The organism is Nesterenkonia sp. AN1, from assembly GCF_000582475.1.
Classification (GTDB): Bacteria; Actinomycetota; Actinomycetes; order Actinomycetales; family Micrococcaceae; genus Nesterenkonia; species Nesterenkonia aurantiaca.
This window is the reverse complement of sequence record NZ_JEMO01000002.1, coordinates 25,203-39,928: the sequence shown is the minus strand read 5'-3', so window position 1 is coordinate 39,928 and position 14,726 is coordinate 25,203. Positions and strand designations below refer to the sequence as shown.

The 14,726-nt window shown below is 64.0% G+C and carries 9 protein-coding genes; 4 read left to right on the top strand and 5 right to left on the bottom strand.

Features of this window, described 5'->3' with window-relative positions; genetic code table 11:
• The first annotated feature begins 46 nt into the window (after nt 1–46).
• Nucleotides 47–1,282, top strand: coding sequence for a M20 family metallopeptidase (locus BG28_RS01780; RefSeq protein ID WP_084479319.1), 1,236 nt, complete (start codon nt 47–49; stop codon nt 1,280–1,282).
• Nucleotides 1,283–1,339: 57 nt separating this feature from the next.
• Here BG28_RS01780 and BG28_RS01775 read toward each other — a convergent pair whose 3' ends face one another.
• The gene (locus BG28_RS01775; RefSeq protein WP_235180926.1) at nt 1,340–3,415 is read right to left on the bottom strand and encodes an ATP-dependent DNA helicase UvrD2; all 2,076 of its coding nucleotides are present in this window, start codon (nt 3,413–3,415) and stop codon (nt 1,340–1,342) included.
• Nucleotides 3,303–4,646, bottom strand: a complete 1,344-nt coding sequence (gene nudC / locus BG28_RS16020; protein WP_084479317.1) for an NAD(+) diphosphatase — start codon at nt 4,644–4,646, stop codon at nt 3,303–3,305. The genes BG28_RS01775 and nudC overlap by 113 nt, the downstream gene beginning before the upstream one ends.
• Nucleotides 4,647–4,987: 341 nt before the next feature.
• Between nudC and BG28_RS15255 the strand changes: the two genes are divergently transcribed.
• From BG28_RS15255 to BG28_RS01755, 3 genes are all read left to right on the top strand, one after another.
• Nucleotides 4,988–6,496: a phosphotransferase gene (locus BG28_RS15255; protein ID WP_051500819.1), complete on the top strand. Its 1,509-nt coding sequence runs from the start codon at nt 4,988–4,990 to the stop codon at nt 6,494–6,496.
• 220 nt (nt 6,497–6,716) lie between these two features.
• Nucleotides 6,717–7,964, top strand: a complete 1,248-nt coding sequence (locus BG28_RS01760; protein WP_036473656.1) for an MFS transporter — start codon at nt 6,717–6,719, stop codon at nt 7,962–7,964.
• Nucleotides 7,965–8,013: 49 nt separating this feature from the next.
• Nucleotides 8,014–8,712, top strand: a complete 699-nt coding sequence (locus tag BG28_RS01755; protein WP_051500818.1) for a TenA family protein — start codon at nt 8,014–8,016, stop codon at nt 8,710–8,712.
• Nucleotides 8,713–8,753: 41 nt separating this feature from the next.
• Here the strand turns inward: BG28_RS01755 and BG28_RS01750 are convergent, their stop codons facing one another.
• Genes BG28_RS01750 through BG28_RS14715 form a run of 3 tightly spaced genes read right to left on the bottom strand, consistent with a single transcriptional unit; the run spans nt 8,754 to nt 14,705 of the window.
• On the bottom strand, nt 8,754–10,832 hold the full coding sequence (locus tag BG28_RS01750) for an AIPR family protein (RefSeq protein WP_036473654.1): 2,079 nt from the start codon (nt 10,830–10,832) through the stop codon (nt 8,754–8,756).
• Nucleotides 10,833–10,834: 2 nt separating this feature from the next.
• Nucleotides 10,835–11,812 (bottom strand): PD-(D/E)XK motif protein, encoded by a 978-nt coding sequence (locus BG28_RS14040; protein ID WP_084479316.1) that lies wholly within the window; start codon nt 11,810–11,812, stop codon nt 10,835–10,837.
• On the bottom strand, nt 11,805–14,705 hold the full coding sequence (locus BG28_RS14715) for a Z1 domain-containing protein (RefSeq protein ID WP_084479315.1): 2,901 nt from the start codon (nt 14,703–14,705) through the stop codon (nt 11,805–11,807). The genes BG28_RS14040 and BG28_RS14715 overlap by 8 nt, the downstream gene beginning before the upstream one ends.
• Nucleotides 14,706–14,726 lie beyond the last annotated feature (21 nt).

Below are 14,726 nucleotides of genomic sequence, written 5' to 3'. Positions count from 1 at the left end.
GGCCAGACCAGATCACTGCACCTGTTCACATCGATGAAGGAGACCCATGGACCTTGAGCACCTGACCCGCGAGGACACGGCCGTGCTGACATCTGCCCAGCTGTTGGAGATTCAGACGTTCATCACCGAGCACCTGAAGGACGTGTTGGAGGACCTCAGGAGGATCGTGCACTGTGAGACCCCGAGCCAGGACAAGGCCCTGCTCGACGCAGGCCTGACGGAGATCCGCGCACTGGCGATCGAGCGGCTGGGCGAGCCGAGCCATGAGGCGCGCACTGAAGGGGGCGAATACGGCGATGCGCTTGAGCTGCTCTGGCCCGGGGCTCCCGCGGCGGCCGACGACGCCGCAGCTCCGGTGACCTCGGAGGCGCCGGTGACCTCGGTGTGCCACTACGACACGGTCTGGCCGGCTGGCACGCTGAGCGTGTGGCCGATGAGCATCGACGGAGACCGGCTGACCGGTCCCGGGGTGCTGGACATGAAGTTCGGGATCGTGCAGACGATCTGGGCGGTGCTGGCCCTGCGCTCGGCAGGGATCGCGCATGCCCCCGTCAGGCTGCTGCTCACCGGGGATGAGGAGATCGGCTCGGTGGCGGGACGACCGGTCATCGAGGCCGCCGCCAAGGACTCCCGGGTCACCCTGGTCCCCGAGCCCAGCGCCGGCGGCCAGCCGAAGGACCGGCGCAAGGGCATGGTCTTCGCCGACATCACGGTCCACGGCGTGGAGGCCCATGCCGGGCTTGAGCCGGAGAACGGGGCCAGCGCGGTGCACGCCTTGGCGGTCCTGGTGCCCGAGATCGTCGCGCTGGCAGCCCCGGAGCGGGGCACCACCGTGAATGTGGGAACGCTGCAGGGCGGGACCGGGCGCAACGTGGTCGCCGGTCGCGCGGAGTGCCTGGTCGATGTGCGTGTCACTGAGACCGCGGAGCAGGATCGGGTCGCCGATGCGCTGCGCGCGCTCACCCTGCCCGAGCCCTACCGCTCCGATGACCGGCTGCGCCTGGAGCTTCAGGTCGATGCCAACCGTCCGCCGATGAATCCCACCCCGGCTTCGGAGGCCGCGATGGCCCGGCTCGCGCAGATCGCCGCCGGCCTGGGCCGCGAGCTGAGTCCCCGGATGGTCGGCGGGGCCTCAGACGCGAACTTCATCTCGGCCCTGGGGCTGCCGGTGCTCGACGGTCTCGGAGCAGTCGGCGAGGGACCCCACGCCTGGCACGAGCACCTGCTGATCTCCGGGGTCGCCCCGCAGACGGCGCTGCTGGCCGGGATGCTCGCCGAATAGCACTCCTCAGCGGTGCGCCTCCGGATGAGCCTCCGGCTCAGCGGCCGGATCCGGGCCTCAGATCTCGTTGAGGATCTCGCGGAGCCGCTCGCCGTGCTTCTCGAGCTTGCGCTCACCGATGCCGGGGACCTTCAGCAGCGCCTCGTCCGAGGTGGGCCTGCGCTCGGCGATGACCTCCAGGGTGGCGTCGGTGAAGATCACGAACGCGGGCACCTCGAGCTCCTTGGCGTAGTCACTCCGCCAGGCGCGCAGCTTCTCGAAGAGCGCCTCGTCGTAGCGGGCGGGGCAGCTCTCGCAGCGGCGCCGCTTGACCTCGGTGCCGTTGGTGAGGACCTTCCCGCAGGTGGAGCAGGTGAAGGCCTTCTTCTTGCGCCCTGGGGCGTTCGGGCTCGGCCCTCCCGCGGGAATGATCTTGCGACCGGGCTCCTCCATCCCCATCTCCTTGCGCAGCGGGCGCAGGAACCGGGACGGGGTGCGTCGACCCCGGCCGCCGGTGTGCCGGGAGGCCGCGGAGGAGAGGAAGAGGAACTTCCGGGCGCGGGTGATGCCCACGTAGAGCAGCCGGCGCTCCTCGTCGACCTCCTTCTGGGTCTTGGCGAAGGTGATCGGCATCAGCCCCTCGGAGAGTCCGGCGAGGAACACCGCCTCCCATTCCAGGCCCTTGGCCGAGTGCAGCGAGGCCAGCGTGACGCCCTCCACGGTGGGGGCGTGCTGCGCGGCGGAACGTTCCTCCAGCTCGGAGATGAAGCTGCGCATGGTGAAGTCTTCGCGCTCGGTGGAGAGCTGGTCCGCCAGTGCGACCAGCGCCGCCATGGACTCCCAGCGTTCCCGGACCGCGCCGGTGGCCTCAGGCGCCTTCGCGGAGTAGCCGTGGGAGGACAGGATGTCGCGCACGCTCTTAGACACCGCGTCCCCGGCGTCGTCGACCAGCGAGGAGGTGCGCAGAGCAGCGAGCGCCTCGCGGACCTCGCGGCGGGAGAAGAACCGCTCGGAGCCGCGGAGCTGATACGAGATCCCGGCGGTGGCCAGGCTCTGCTCGAACGCCTGGGACTGCCCGTTGGTGCGGTAGAGGATCGCGACCTCGGAGAGCGGCACGCCTTGTTCCTGCAGCGCCTTGATCTCGGAGGCGATCCATCCGGCCTCGGTGTCATCATCGGCGTGCTGGATCAGCTTCGGGACCGGGCCGCGCTCACGCTGGGAGATCAGCTGCAGCGGCTCGGGCCAGGGCGCCGGGTCTGTGAGCCGCACCGTCTCCCGGGTGCGGTCGGCCAGCAGCGAGTTCGCCAGCTTCACCACCTCGGGGGTGGAGCGGTAGTCACGGACCAGCTTGACCAGGTTCGCCTCGGGGTGGCGGCGCTTGAAGCCGAGCAGGTAGTCCGGGGTGGCGCCGGTGAAGGAGTAGATGGTCTGCGCGGCATCGCCGACCACGCAGATCTCCTCCCGTCCGCCCAGCCAGAGGTCCAGCATCCGCTGCTGCAGCGGGGAGACGTCCTGGTACTCGTCGACCACGAAGTGGCGGTACTGCTGTCGCACCTGGGCGGCGACCCGCTCGTCGTCCTCGAGGATGCCCACGTTGAGCAGCAGCACGTCCTCGAAGTCGATCAGATGCTTGTCCAGCTTCACGTCTTCATAGGACTGGTAGAGCTTTGCGAAGGTGCGGTGGTCCACTCCCCCGGGCGCGGGCCGGCCGGCGCCCTCGGCCGTGGCGACCTCCAGGTAGGACTCCGGGGTCAGCGTGGAGACCTTCGCCCATTCGATCTCGCTGGCGAGGTCGCGCAGCGCGGCCCGGTCGGTGGTCACGTGCAGTCGGCGTGCGGCCTCGGCGAGCAGCCGGACCTTGTGATCGAGGATCTGCGGCATGGTCCCGCCGATGGCGACCGGCCAGAAGTACTGCAGCTGGCGCAGCGCCGCGGCGTGGAAGGTACGCGCCTGGACCCCGGGGGCGCCCAGCGCGCTGAGCCGGGAGCGCATCTCGGCGGCGGCGCGGGCGGTGAAGGTGACGGCCAGCAGCCGGTGCGGGTCATAGACCCCGGCGCGGACGCCGTAGGCGATCCGGTGCGTGATGGCCCGGGTCTTGCCGGTGCCGGCCCCGGCGAGGATGCACAGCGGGCCCTTCAGCGTGGAGGCGGCCAGGCGCTGTTCCTCGTCGAGGCCATCCAGGATCGCCTCGGGCGGAGCGGCGGCCAGCTGGGTGGCGGAGAGGGCGTGTCCGGTGGAGGAGCTGGAGGTGAAGGCGGGCTGTCTCATCGGCGCTGCTGTCCTCGCGGAGCGGGCCGGCCGTTGGCGGCCTCGGTCGCGGCGGCTCCGTTGGCCGCAGCCCCGGTCGCGGCGGCACGCGGCGAGCCGTCGTTCGAACGGGTGCCGGCAACCGGTCGGGCGTCGGCGGCCGCGGTTGATCAACGTCCCGTGCCCAGCGCTCGATCAGCGCCCGGGAGATCGAGGAGCGTGTGGGCAGGGTCACGTCCCCGGCCTCCGCGGCCTCGGCGAGCTCGTGGCGGGTGAACCAGCGGACATCGCGGATCTCGTCACCGTCGGGGCGCGCCACATGCGGATCGGCGGCCACCGCGAAGTGGCCGAGCATCAGCGAGCGCGGGAAGGGCCAGGACTGTGAGCCCATATAGCGGATGTCGGAGACGACGACGCCGGCCTCCTCCTCGATCTCCCGGGCCAGTGCCGCTTCCACCGACTCCCCGGCCTCGACGAACCCGGCGAAGGTGGAATAGCGGTGAGTCTCCCAGCGGTGCGCGGAGCCCAACAGGATCCGGTCATCGGAGTCCAGCACGGCGGTGATCACGGCGGGATCGGTGCGCGGGAAGGTCTGTGCCCCGCAGTTCGGGCAGGTGCGGCGCCAGCCGGAGACCTCCACCTCGGTGGGGGTCCCGCAGGAGGCGCAGAACGGGGTGCGGGCGTGCCAGGCGGTTATCGCCAGCGCCTGGGTGAGCAGGGCCGCGTCCAGCGGGGTGAGCTGGGATCCGGCGAAGGCGAGGTCTGCCCAGGTGGTTCCCGTGGTCCCCGCGGCAGCGGCGTCATCGGCGGGTTTCGGGTGCGCCACCGTCACCACGTGCACCGGCGCAGCCGCGCCACGGCGGTTGCTGGCGACCCCGTCGGGCAGCTCTGCGGGATCCACGGCACCGAGCGCCACCGCGCTCTCGGGCAGCGGCCCGGTGGCCTCCTCATACTCCAGCCGGTTTCCACTGAGCCTGGCGCGGCGGCCGTGGAGGCGCAGCACCCGGGTGCCGGGGGTGGACCAGATCTCGCTGAGCCACTCGGGGCGCTTGCGCTGGGCGTCGAGACGGTCGATCCGGGCCCCGTCCTGGGGCAGTACGAGCAGTCCTTCACCAGGATCCCGGGGGTGCATATGCATACCTCCACCGTACCGGGCCGACGGACCCCGGCGAGCACCTGCAGGACCTGTGTGGAGAGTGGGGAGCTCCGCAGCCAGACCCCGCTCGGCGCGCCAATCACGCGTGATTTCATCAATTCAGCGTGGCCCAGCGCCACCGATGGGCTCTGACCCCATACGCTGGTCCTCGTGCGATGGACATCGATGGAACTTGCGGCCCTGGCGACCGCGGCAGTGCCGGGCCTCTCCCCTACCGGCGTGGCCGCGGCGGCCGATGCGCCCGCGACTTCACGTCCGCCGTCGTCATCGACTCTGAAGGTCACCGCTGGAGGATCCGATCTCCCCAGCATCAGGAAGCGGCGATGCGTCTGGAGACCGAGCTGCAGGTGCTGCGCGGCTTCTCCACCGGCATCCGCGCCGAGCTGCCCTTCCGGGTGCCCTCCGTCGCCGGCGCTGTCCGCCGCGGGGAGATGCGCACCTTCGTCTATAACCACCTGCCCGGCACGTCGCTGCAGCTCAGCGAGCTCGCTGCGCAGCCGCAGGCCGTCATCGAGGACATCGGTCGCACCATCGCCGCGATCCATGATCTCGACGAGGCCGTGGTGGACAACGCTGACCTGCCCCGGTACTCCGCCGAGCGCTACCGCCAGCGTCGGCTCAACGAGCTGGACCAGGCCGCCACCACCGGGGAGATCCCGGCGCTGCTGCTGCGCCGCTGGGAGCATGCCATGGAGGATCGCGAGCTGTGGCGCTTCACCCCCGCCGTCACGCACGGGGATCTGCACGAGGACTCGCTGCTGATCGAAGGCAAGCGCGTCATGGCGGTCACCGGATGGACCGACCTGCACAGCGGGGATCCGGCGGACGACTTCGCCTGGCTCACCGCCGCAGGAGACGTGGAGTTCACCGAGAAGGTCCTCGCAGCCTACCGACGCCATCGCACCGGCGAGGTCGACGAGCACCTGATGCGCCGCGCGGCGCTGACTGCGGAGTTCGCCCTGGCCCAGTGGCTGGTTCGCGGTCACTCCAGCGAGAACCCGGAGATGATCGCCGAGGCCAGGAGTCTGCTGGAGCAGCTCAAGACGGACATCGAGACCTACGGCGGACAGCCGATCGCGCTGACCCCCGTGGACGGCGATCAGCCCGCCGCGCCCGCCGAGGTCCAAGACTCCCGTCCCGTGGCCCGTGCTGGTGCGGCGGCGACCGTGGCGGACACCGGCGAGTGGGCCGATTCCGGCGAGGACGACGACGAGCCCGCCGTGATCACCGACGCCGCTGCCTCCGGGACGACCAGCCATGAAGACATCACCGAAGGTACCGACGCCACCGGAGAGGTCCCGGCGTTCGCGCCGCGTCCGCTGCCCGGGGATGCGCCCACCGGCTCCATCCCGGTGATCAGGGAGGAGCCCACCGGCTCGATCCCGGTGGTCACGGAGCAGGCTCCCGCCGAGGAGCCGATCCCCGACATGATCTTCGAGGATGAGGAGGAGAGCGACCTCCCGATCCACCCGGATCAGGCCTCGGAGCGTCGGGCGAAGGAGAAGCACTTCTTCCCCGCGGCCGGCTCGGCCAGCTCCGCGGTGTCCTCAGCCTCGGCCTCCTCCGCGCAGTCCGCGCGCTCGGCCCAGTCCCCCGCCTCGGCGCAGTCGGTGGCGTCCGCACAGCCAGTGGAGTCCGCACAGCCAGCAGCGCCGGACTCAGGGGGCTCGCACGGTTCCCCTGAGTCACCAGACTCTCCTGATTCCCCGGCGTCTCCTGATTCGCCAGACTCTCCGGAGTCTGCCAGCTCGGCGGCCTCCCCCGACGCGGCAGAGCGCGGGGACAGCTCGATCTACCAGCGGCATCCGGGCCTGCGCCCACCGTCCGCCTGAATCTCCTGGCTCGACCCGCTCACCGTCGAGGGGCCGCATGTTCAGGACCCCTGCACGTCAGGCCCTCAACGTCGAGGTGCTGCGCCGATCCGGGAATGATCCCCACCGCGGCGCAGTTGTCGGGTGAGTGTCTTCTCCCGGCTTCCCGGATTCGGCAGGCTCCACGCGCGCTCTGACAGGTGCACCCCTTCCTCGACCGGCTGCAGCACAGGATGACGATATGACCACGGCGGACCAGACCTCAGCGGGCACGACCTCACCGCGCGCGACACCAGCCGAGCCTCGATACACGCGCAGACAGGTGGCGCTTGCCATCGTGGCGCTGTCCATCGGCGGGTTCGCGGTCGGTGTCACCGAGTTCGCGATCATGGGGCTGCAGCTCGAGGCTGTGGCCGATCTCGGCATCACCATCCCGCAGGCTGGGATGCTGATCAGCGCCTATGCCATCGGCGTGGTGGTCGGTGCGCCGATCCTCTCCATTCTGGGTGCCAAGCGCGAGCGCAAGTCCTATGCGCTGCTGCTGCTGGGGGTCTTCGTCTTCGGCCATGTGCTGAGCTTCTTCGCCCCGAACTACGAGACCATGCTGCTCGCCCGCTTCCTCTCCGGACTGCCCCACGGCGCCTACTTCGCGGTGGCGGCCCTGATGGCGGCCCAGATGGCTGGTCCCGCGAAGCGCAGCCGTGCGATCGCCGTCGTTCTGGGTGGTCTGGCGATCTCCAATGTGCTCGGCGTCCCAGTGGTGACCGCTCTGGGTCAGCAGTTCGGCTGGCGCTGGATGTTCATCTCCGTGATCGTGCTGGCGCTGATCACCATGGCCGCCGTGGCGCGCTATGCGCCGCGGCAGATGCCGCCGGCCAAGGCCACCATGCGTTCCGAGATCAAGGGCCTGAAGAACAAGCGGCTCTGGGTGGGCATCATGCTCGCCGTGGTCGGCTTCTCCGGCATGTTCGCGCTGTACTCCTATATCGCCCCGGTCAGCACCGAGATCACCGGGTTCAGCGAGAGTTCGCTGCCCTGGATCGTGGGGCTCTTCGGCGCCGGCATGGTGGTCGGCAACTTCGTCGGCGGCTGGGCGGCGGACAAGTCCGTGCTGGGCACCGTGGTGATCGCGATGGCGCTGGTGGCGGTGTTCATGGTGCTCTTCGCCTACACGGCGCACATCCCGGTGCTGATGCTGATCTTCCTCTTCCTGGTCGGCGTCTCCGCCAGCGCCCTCGGCCCGTCGATGCAGACCCACCTGATCGACACCGCCCCGGACGCTCCGCAGCTCGCGGCCTCGCTGCACCACTCTGCGTTCAACGCCGCGAATGCCCTGGGTGCTCTGGTGGGCGGTCAGGTGATCGCGGCTGAGATGGGTCTGCGCGCCCCGAGCTATGTGGGTGCAGGTGCCGCCGTGCTGGGTGTGGTGGTGGCGCTCTACGCGATCCACCTGACCCGGAAGATGAAGGCACCGCGGCTCGCGATCTGACCGCTTCACGCTGCTGAAGGGGGCTGTGCGGGGTGAGTAGGCTGAGCCCATGAGCTCCCCCACCTCGTTCACCACCGCCGACGTCGCCGCTGACAGTTTCGCAGGGCAGCTGAGGCTGGCCACTGCCGAGGACTGGGATGCCTCGGTGCATCACCGGTTCGTCGAGGAGCTGTTTGCCGGGACGCTCAGCGACGAAGTGCTGGCCAGATACCTGGTGCAGGACTACCAGTTCTTCGATGCCTTCGTGGCGATGCTGGGCGCCTGCGTGGCCACCACCGATTCCAAGCCGGCCCGACTGCGCTTCGCCGCGCAGCCGGGGATGCTCGCCGCGGATGAGGATGGGTACTTCCAGCAGAGCTTCTTTGAGCTCGACGTACCGGCTGCAGATGTCGTCAGCCCGCCGCTCGCTGCCCCCACGGCGGAGTTCATCGCACACATGTGGGAGGTGGCGCGGTCCCGGGACTACGCGGACCTGCTGGTGGTGCTGGTGATCGCGGAGTGGCTGTACCTGGATTGGGGCCAGCGCCATCTGCCGCTGCCTGAGGCCCCGAAACATCGAGGCTGGATCGACCTGCACCGCGGCGATGAGTTCCGGGCCTGGACCCAGTTCCTGATCGACGAGCTCAACCGAGTGGCCCCGCCGCTGGAGTCCGACGACGGCGCGCGATTGACGGCACGGTGGAAGCGGATTGTGGCGATCGAGCGGGCGTTCTTCGATGCGGCGTACGCCTCGTCACAACCCATTTAACAGACCCCGACCCAGTCTGCCGCCATCCTGGCCAATCCTGGTCAGGCCCGGAAGCCCTCCTTCTCAGCCTTCTTCAGAAGTGATGACAGGACCTTTCCCTGGGATTCCGTCACGTAGTTCTTTGTGACCATGGCACGCAGGACGCCGGTCTCCTTCTCTGACAGTGCAAAACTCTGCCCGGTGAACTCTCTGAGTGCAGACCAGGTCTTTGGATCAAGCTTGAAAAGCTCGAAGTAGCCCAGCAGCTTCGACTCTTCGACGCGCTCCTGCTTGGCTTCCGCGATCTCTACTGCGCGTTCCGACTCTGAGACGACTACGTCCTCTGCAGTTTCAAAGTACTCGAGAGGAGTGTCGCGGAAGCTTGTCCAGCAGAGGTCCTGCTTGGCCCACTGCGTGACGTTTTCCTGAGGCCTGTCGGCGCGCGTGAGGTGCTCGCGAGCAGCTTCACACGCGACGTCTATGTTCTCCATGACACGCGCGTCGCAGGACTGCTCTCGCCAGATGGCTCCCAGATCGATCAGGTGCTCTTCGAACATGTCCTGGAGGTCGTAGAGGAATTTGCTCATCCCGTAGGCGACGATGTTCGCCAAGTAACCTGTCGTGTACCACGGCGCCTCTTGCACGTGGCTGCGCGTGCTGCGGAACAGGATCAAGCGGGCGATGAGATCCCGGTAATAGGCGTCGTTGAACTGGGACTCATCACGATTCCATTCCTTGGCGATCAACTCTGAGAAGTGCAGGAAGCTGGACTGTGCGCCCTTGCTGACGATCTGTGGCGCGAACCTCCAGATGTTCTCGATCTTCGCGACCTCAAGCTTGTCGAACTTCTGACTCTTGGGATTGTGAGCCTCGAACTCCCGGACGCGTGCCCCAGATGTTCGAGCACGTGCATTCTCGTATGCTCCGCGGGTCCTCTCGTAGAACCACCGGGTGTCGTACTGGACCTCCTGGGAGGGCGCAAGGACGTTCCGGCTCTGGCGGTCCAACAGCTTCTGGAAGGGTGAATTGGAGGAGAAGTCCGACAGGTTGACTTTGTTCTGACTGTTGGCGTAGCGAGCAATGTCGGGCACGATCTCCGATGCCCGCTCGTCATCGACCACTACAAGCTTCACCTGAACTGAGGCCGCATCAAGATTCGTAAGCTTGTCAGGGTTTCGCTTCTTGTTCTGATTGGCGAAGTACCACATCGAGGCCGTCGTCTGGCCCCCATTCACGATCTGCCAATCTTTCAGAGATTTGAGTCGGAGCGCACCAGAATGCTGTTCGAGCGTGACATCTGTGGCCGTGGTCGTAAGTCCGTTGTTGAAGGCGAGGAACATGTCCGGGTCGTTGTTGAGCGTCCATTGGATGCCCTTGTTCACATTTCCTCGGGCACTCAGGAAGCCGCGCACGTTGGATTCGAGGACCCTGGAACCGAAGTCGTCATAGATGGAAGCGAGGTGGCTGCCCGAAATCGTGAAGAGGTAGGTCTTGATGCCGTCTTCCGTGGTCCCGCCGTGGACGCAGGGCACTCCCTCTCCTTCGTCCCCCAGGACAATTTCGATCGGCTCACGCTGTGAGCTGGAACTGACTGTGCTATGCAGGCGTGCAGCGTCCCAGACTCGGAAGGTCATCGTCGCACTGCCGATCGTCGCGGGTTCAAACGACAGCTTCCTCACACTCGCTGTGGCACTTGCGTTGCTGACCAGTTCGACCCGGTATCGGTCTGTGTCCTGCGACCGATCGCGAAGGTACTCCGCCAGTTCGTAGGCAGGAGAGCTCTCCTCCAGGTGAGTTTGCAGGTCGCCGGCTATTGCGAGTCTGACGAACTGCTCAGCTCCACCTACTGCGCGGTCAATCTCACTCTTCAACAACGAAGCACCGAGCTCTGGTGTATTCAGAGCCACGACAATAGACGTGGTCCCGTCAACCGGATCCTCACCGACCGCCTCGACTGCAAGCTGTCGGTTCCTCACTCCCCTGGTGCGTGCGTGGAATATCTGCAGGTCGTGAACTATCTCCAGCTCCTCGAGAAGATCACATAGAACGAGACCGATGGCCTCTTCAAAAGTGGTCAGGTCCGCCTCCGCTCGGGTTCTTCCGTCGTTGAGCAGACCAGCCTGGAACTGGGGTAAATCCATGATCACATCCTCTTCGCAATGGGCGCGTATGGCAGTTCTGGAAGCTTGTATCCGGCCAGGTCTTTGGTGAGTATCTGGTATTTGACGTGGGAGACCCCGGCGCGCAGGTCTGAGGGCACGATACGAGAGATTCCTCCCCGAACTTCGTAGTACTCGACAGAGGTCAGCTCTATGGGAATGTCTTCGTACCTCGGATCCAAGCGGTCAAAGTGCAAGGCCTCCAGTTTCTGGTGGAACAACTGAACGGAGCCGTCATCACTCAGTTTCGATTCGATCTCTTGCACAGCTTCTGGCAACGTGGTTCCAGAATGGCTGTTGTCGACGATGGCGACCCTGACGCAAGCTAGGTACAGCGGCATGTCTTTCGACTCGAGCTGATGCTCGTTGCTGATGTGAAGTCTCTCGGAATGCGGCGCAGTGGCCTTGCACTCAATCTGGAAGCGCCCTGTCAACGTGAAGTCATGATCCGTCCCCCCAGGTCCGGTCCAAGAAGGAATAGGCTCTGAGCCTGCAAGGCCCCGATCGAGGAGGACGCCAAGAATCTCGAGTTCTCCGAAAAGGCCGATGATCTCTTCATCGGTCAGCAGATCACGACGCGCGGCGAACGCCGTGCTCCATGCCCGCAATGTGGAATCCACATGCACGAGCGCTGAGTCCTGAGTTGCACGCCCGAGTCGTCGTGCCAGATCCCGGAAGAATGGTGCAGCCTGCTCTGACGAGCCCGGTTCACGCTCGACCACGTCCAGGACCCAACCGTTCCCCACTCTTCGCACATCACAACGCACTAGCTGCAGTGTCGTCGAGACTTTCGGACGTGCCTCCAGCGCGACACGCAGACCTACGCGGTTCCTACCGAAACTCTGGAAACGTAGGCTCAGAGATTCCGCGTCGACACGCTTGCCGACTCCGACGCCGTGCCCTCGCAATTCCCTAGCCTGGTCGACGAACCAGTCGAGGGACGGTGTTCCGACCTCACTCATCGTCTCCCACCACTCCCTGGAGTTGACCCTCTCTGGCCAAACCTGATTCCTGCATCCAAACACGATTGACAATGTACTGCGTTTTCTTGCGACCCTCACGCATGGATCCGTCCGATTTCCGAAGCGCGGGGAACGTTAACTTCAGCCCCAGGACAAAATCTTCAGGATCGATATATGCACGGTCCGACCTCTGGTCAGTGGCAAGCGGATTTGACTCGATTATATAGATCATTAAAATAGGACGATCAATAACAGCACAAATATCGCTTTCTCCGAGCTTCAAGCTAGAGTTATAATGCGTCTTTGGATAACCTGATCTCGTCGACGATCGAGCAGCAATCCTTTCATCCCATCGAAATCTTGATCCATTACTAAGATTCTGGGCAATGTCGTACAAGTTATCCCCTGATGCGACACGCCGTTGAGAGAATTCAATGTAGGGATGATCTCCTTCGACTTTGCTTACCTTGTTTCTCTTGGTTCCAGAAATTCGCATAATCTCCGGATGCACTTCGACAGGCGATCCTAGACCTGACATCAGGGCGACGTCCCAGCGTTCACCGACATCGGAATCCATCGATCTCACGTACTCCGAGATGAACGACGCCCCCTCCGAGTTTCTAGCGAAGTTAGCGTCCCCCGATCCGGGAACAAACGACCTAATAAAGTCTTCGACGACCAAACGCCCGACATTGGAGTAAGCGACATGTGAGGCTGCACCCACAAAACGTCGGCTGGCGGAAACGCTAACATCGTCAACTTCTCCTTCACAGCCAGACAGAAGGTCATATAGCGCACTCCTATTGTTTCGAGTGGACGCTTTATCGATCGCTGCCGTCGTTGTCTCGACCGATTGCCGGTCAAATGACAGATCTACGATCGCCTTATCGGCGTGACGCATCTTGTTCGCCGCAGTGACCTTGAGGGCCTCTGGGTGCTTCTGGATCTTTAGTCCAAACTCACGAGGCGTCATCCGTGCCTGTCGCATCACGCTCACGTCTCGTCGAATCTCTGCGAGGGCGTCTGCGGTGAACAAGAACCAATTCATCACTTCAAGTGGAAGCCAGATGCGCACTAGGCTCTTGTATGCGTCCCGATATCCGAACCAGCGACCCATTTGCAGCAAAGTATCAGAGAGTTGCGTCCGCTGATAGAAATAGCTGATCACCAGTCCGTCGAGTGTTAACCCACGCGAAAGAATCGTTCCCCCGACCGCGATAGATCGGCGTCCAAGGTCATTCTGGCTTCGCGCTCGAACTTCTGCGCTTTGCGCCCGCTGCTTGGCTGTATCCCCGTTCACCAATTCGGTCTCTATAGCCTCAACGGCGTCCGGCAAAACACTCGCAATGTCAGCCCAGGTGCAACCGGTCGTCGAATACTCCCGCAACCACGACTTATGCAGGCGTTGCAACAAGACTGGCCCCTCGAGCCCTTCGATAGACTCGGGCGTCATATTGCGAATAACACTCACGACCGCCGCCAGATGATCCTCCACCAATTTGTGGACCTGTGATTGAACCTCGCGGAACCGACTCACGTTGACGAGCATGGATCGAGGCGCCCTCGCCCCAGTCTCGATATCGGTCACAGCGCAGGCGATGATGAAGGCGTCGATAGCTTGCTCCAGGCTACCTGGAAGCTCTGAGACCTTATGTGTAGATTTATGGCGAAATGGAAATGCCTTCTCCGCGTCCTTTACATCGTTTCTTGCATACTTTTCGCTGGAATCTTCACCAAAGTATGTTTGAGCGCCAAGATAGTTGCTAGGTGCATACAGTGAATAAATAAAATGATGCGGAAATAAATCGCCTTCAGCGTCGGGGTTAATTAAAACGTTAGCAAACGGTGTTGCAGTGAATCCAATGTAGCTTGTTCGCTGGGACGTGTCCAAAATGCTGCGAATAGCCCTGTTCACTGCCGTCGCTTCTTCTTGGTCTTTTTTATTTGTATTTACTGAGGCGTAATCCGATTCATCATCGATGAACATGAGGGGAGTCGACAAGGTCCCTCCACCTGCCGCTGTCTTGAGCCAGGCCGCAACTTTCTCCAGAATTCTTGAATTCTTCTTGACGACGAGGACGACAGGAGCGGTGACGCTGCTGTCCAGGTCTCCAAGCTGAGTTCGATCAGATTTCGCAACGAAGTCCGACTCCACTGTCGTGCCGGAGATGACGGACTGATTTCGCCTACGAATCTTTCCGACGCCACGAAGCTGCTGGTGCGATTGGTTGCGAGTATCGATATCGAATGACCGTCTACCGATGAAGCCGTCGTCAACACGCTCTTGAGTCTGGGAGCGTAGATCCTCGGTGTGACCTCCGACGACAATGAAGAGGCCGAATCCAGCATCTGCGGCCATGTTCATAAGACCGATGAAATTGGATGTCTTGCCTGACTGAACATCTCCCATGACCAGTCCTTGCCTATGCCACTGGCCTTCAACTGTCGGATCGCCCGCCAGGTCTAGGATGTTCTTCACGTCGTCCTCTAGTGTCCTGATCATCTTGCTTGGACGATCTTCCACTTGCAGCAGACGCTTGTAGGTATTCCAGAAGCTCCAGTCGGAGGAGTCTTGGGCCCACCGCTCCTTGATCCAGGGAGAATAATCGGGAGACGCAACTGCCTCCCCGATCTCTTGGGTCGTATTCACCTGAGTGAGGAGCTCCCGGGTAACCGCATCCAAGAATCCCGATAGCTCAGATGCAGGAACATTGGCGAGGTCGTCGACAACCGCCGCCAGTCTCTCGACCTTGACGCGAAGCTCATCTTCGGAAGGTGCCCCACCATCGACTTTGTTGTCAACCCAAGCGTGCACAAGTGAAGTTAGCTCGCTGTACCCTTGCTGATCTTTGAACCTCTTCGCACTAGCCACTTCCGTCGCGTGTCGGGCCATTCTGAGAATCCTTCCGTTAAG

What these genes read in the sequence shown, in the direction of transcription:
- BG28_RS15255 (WP_051500819.1), top strand. Translation starts at nt 4,988, where the DNA reads ATGCGTCTGGAGACCGAGCTGCAGGTGCTGCGCGGCTTCTCCACCGGC.
- BG28_RS01755 (WP_051500818.1), top strand. Translation starts at nt 8,014, where the DNA reads ATGAGCTCCCCCACCTCGTTCACCACCGCCGACGTCGCCGCTGACAGT.
- BG28_RS14040 (WP_084479316.1), bottom strand. Translation starts at nt 11,812, where the DNA reads ATGAGTGAGGTCGGAACACCGTCCCTCGACTGGTTCGTCGACCAGGCT.
- BG28_RS01750 (WP_036473654.1), bottom strand. Translation starts at nt 10,832, where the DNA reads ATGGATTTACCCCAGTTCCAGGCTGGTCTGCTCAACGACGGAAGAACC.
- nudC (WP_084479317.1), bottom strand. Translation starts at nt 4,646, where the DNA reads ATGCATATGCACCCCCGGGATCCTGGTGAAGGACTGCTCGTACTGCCC.
- BG28_RS01760 (WP_036473656.1), top strand. Translation starts at nt 6,717, where the DNA reads ATGACCACGGCGGACCAGACCTCAGCGGGCACGACCTCACCGCGCGCG.
- BG28_RS01780 (WP_084479319.1), top strand. Translation starts at nt 47, where the DNA reads ATGGACCTTGAGCACCTGACCCGCGAGGACACGGCCGTGCTGACATCT.
- BG28_RS14715 (WP_084479315.1), bottom strand. Translation starts at nt 14,705, where the DNA reads ATGGCCCGACACGCGACGGAAGTGGCTAGTGCGAAGAGGTTCAAAGAT.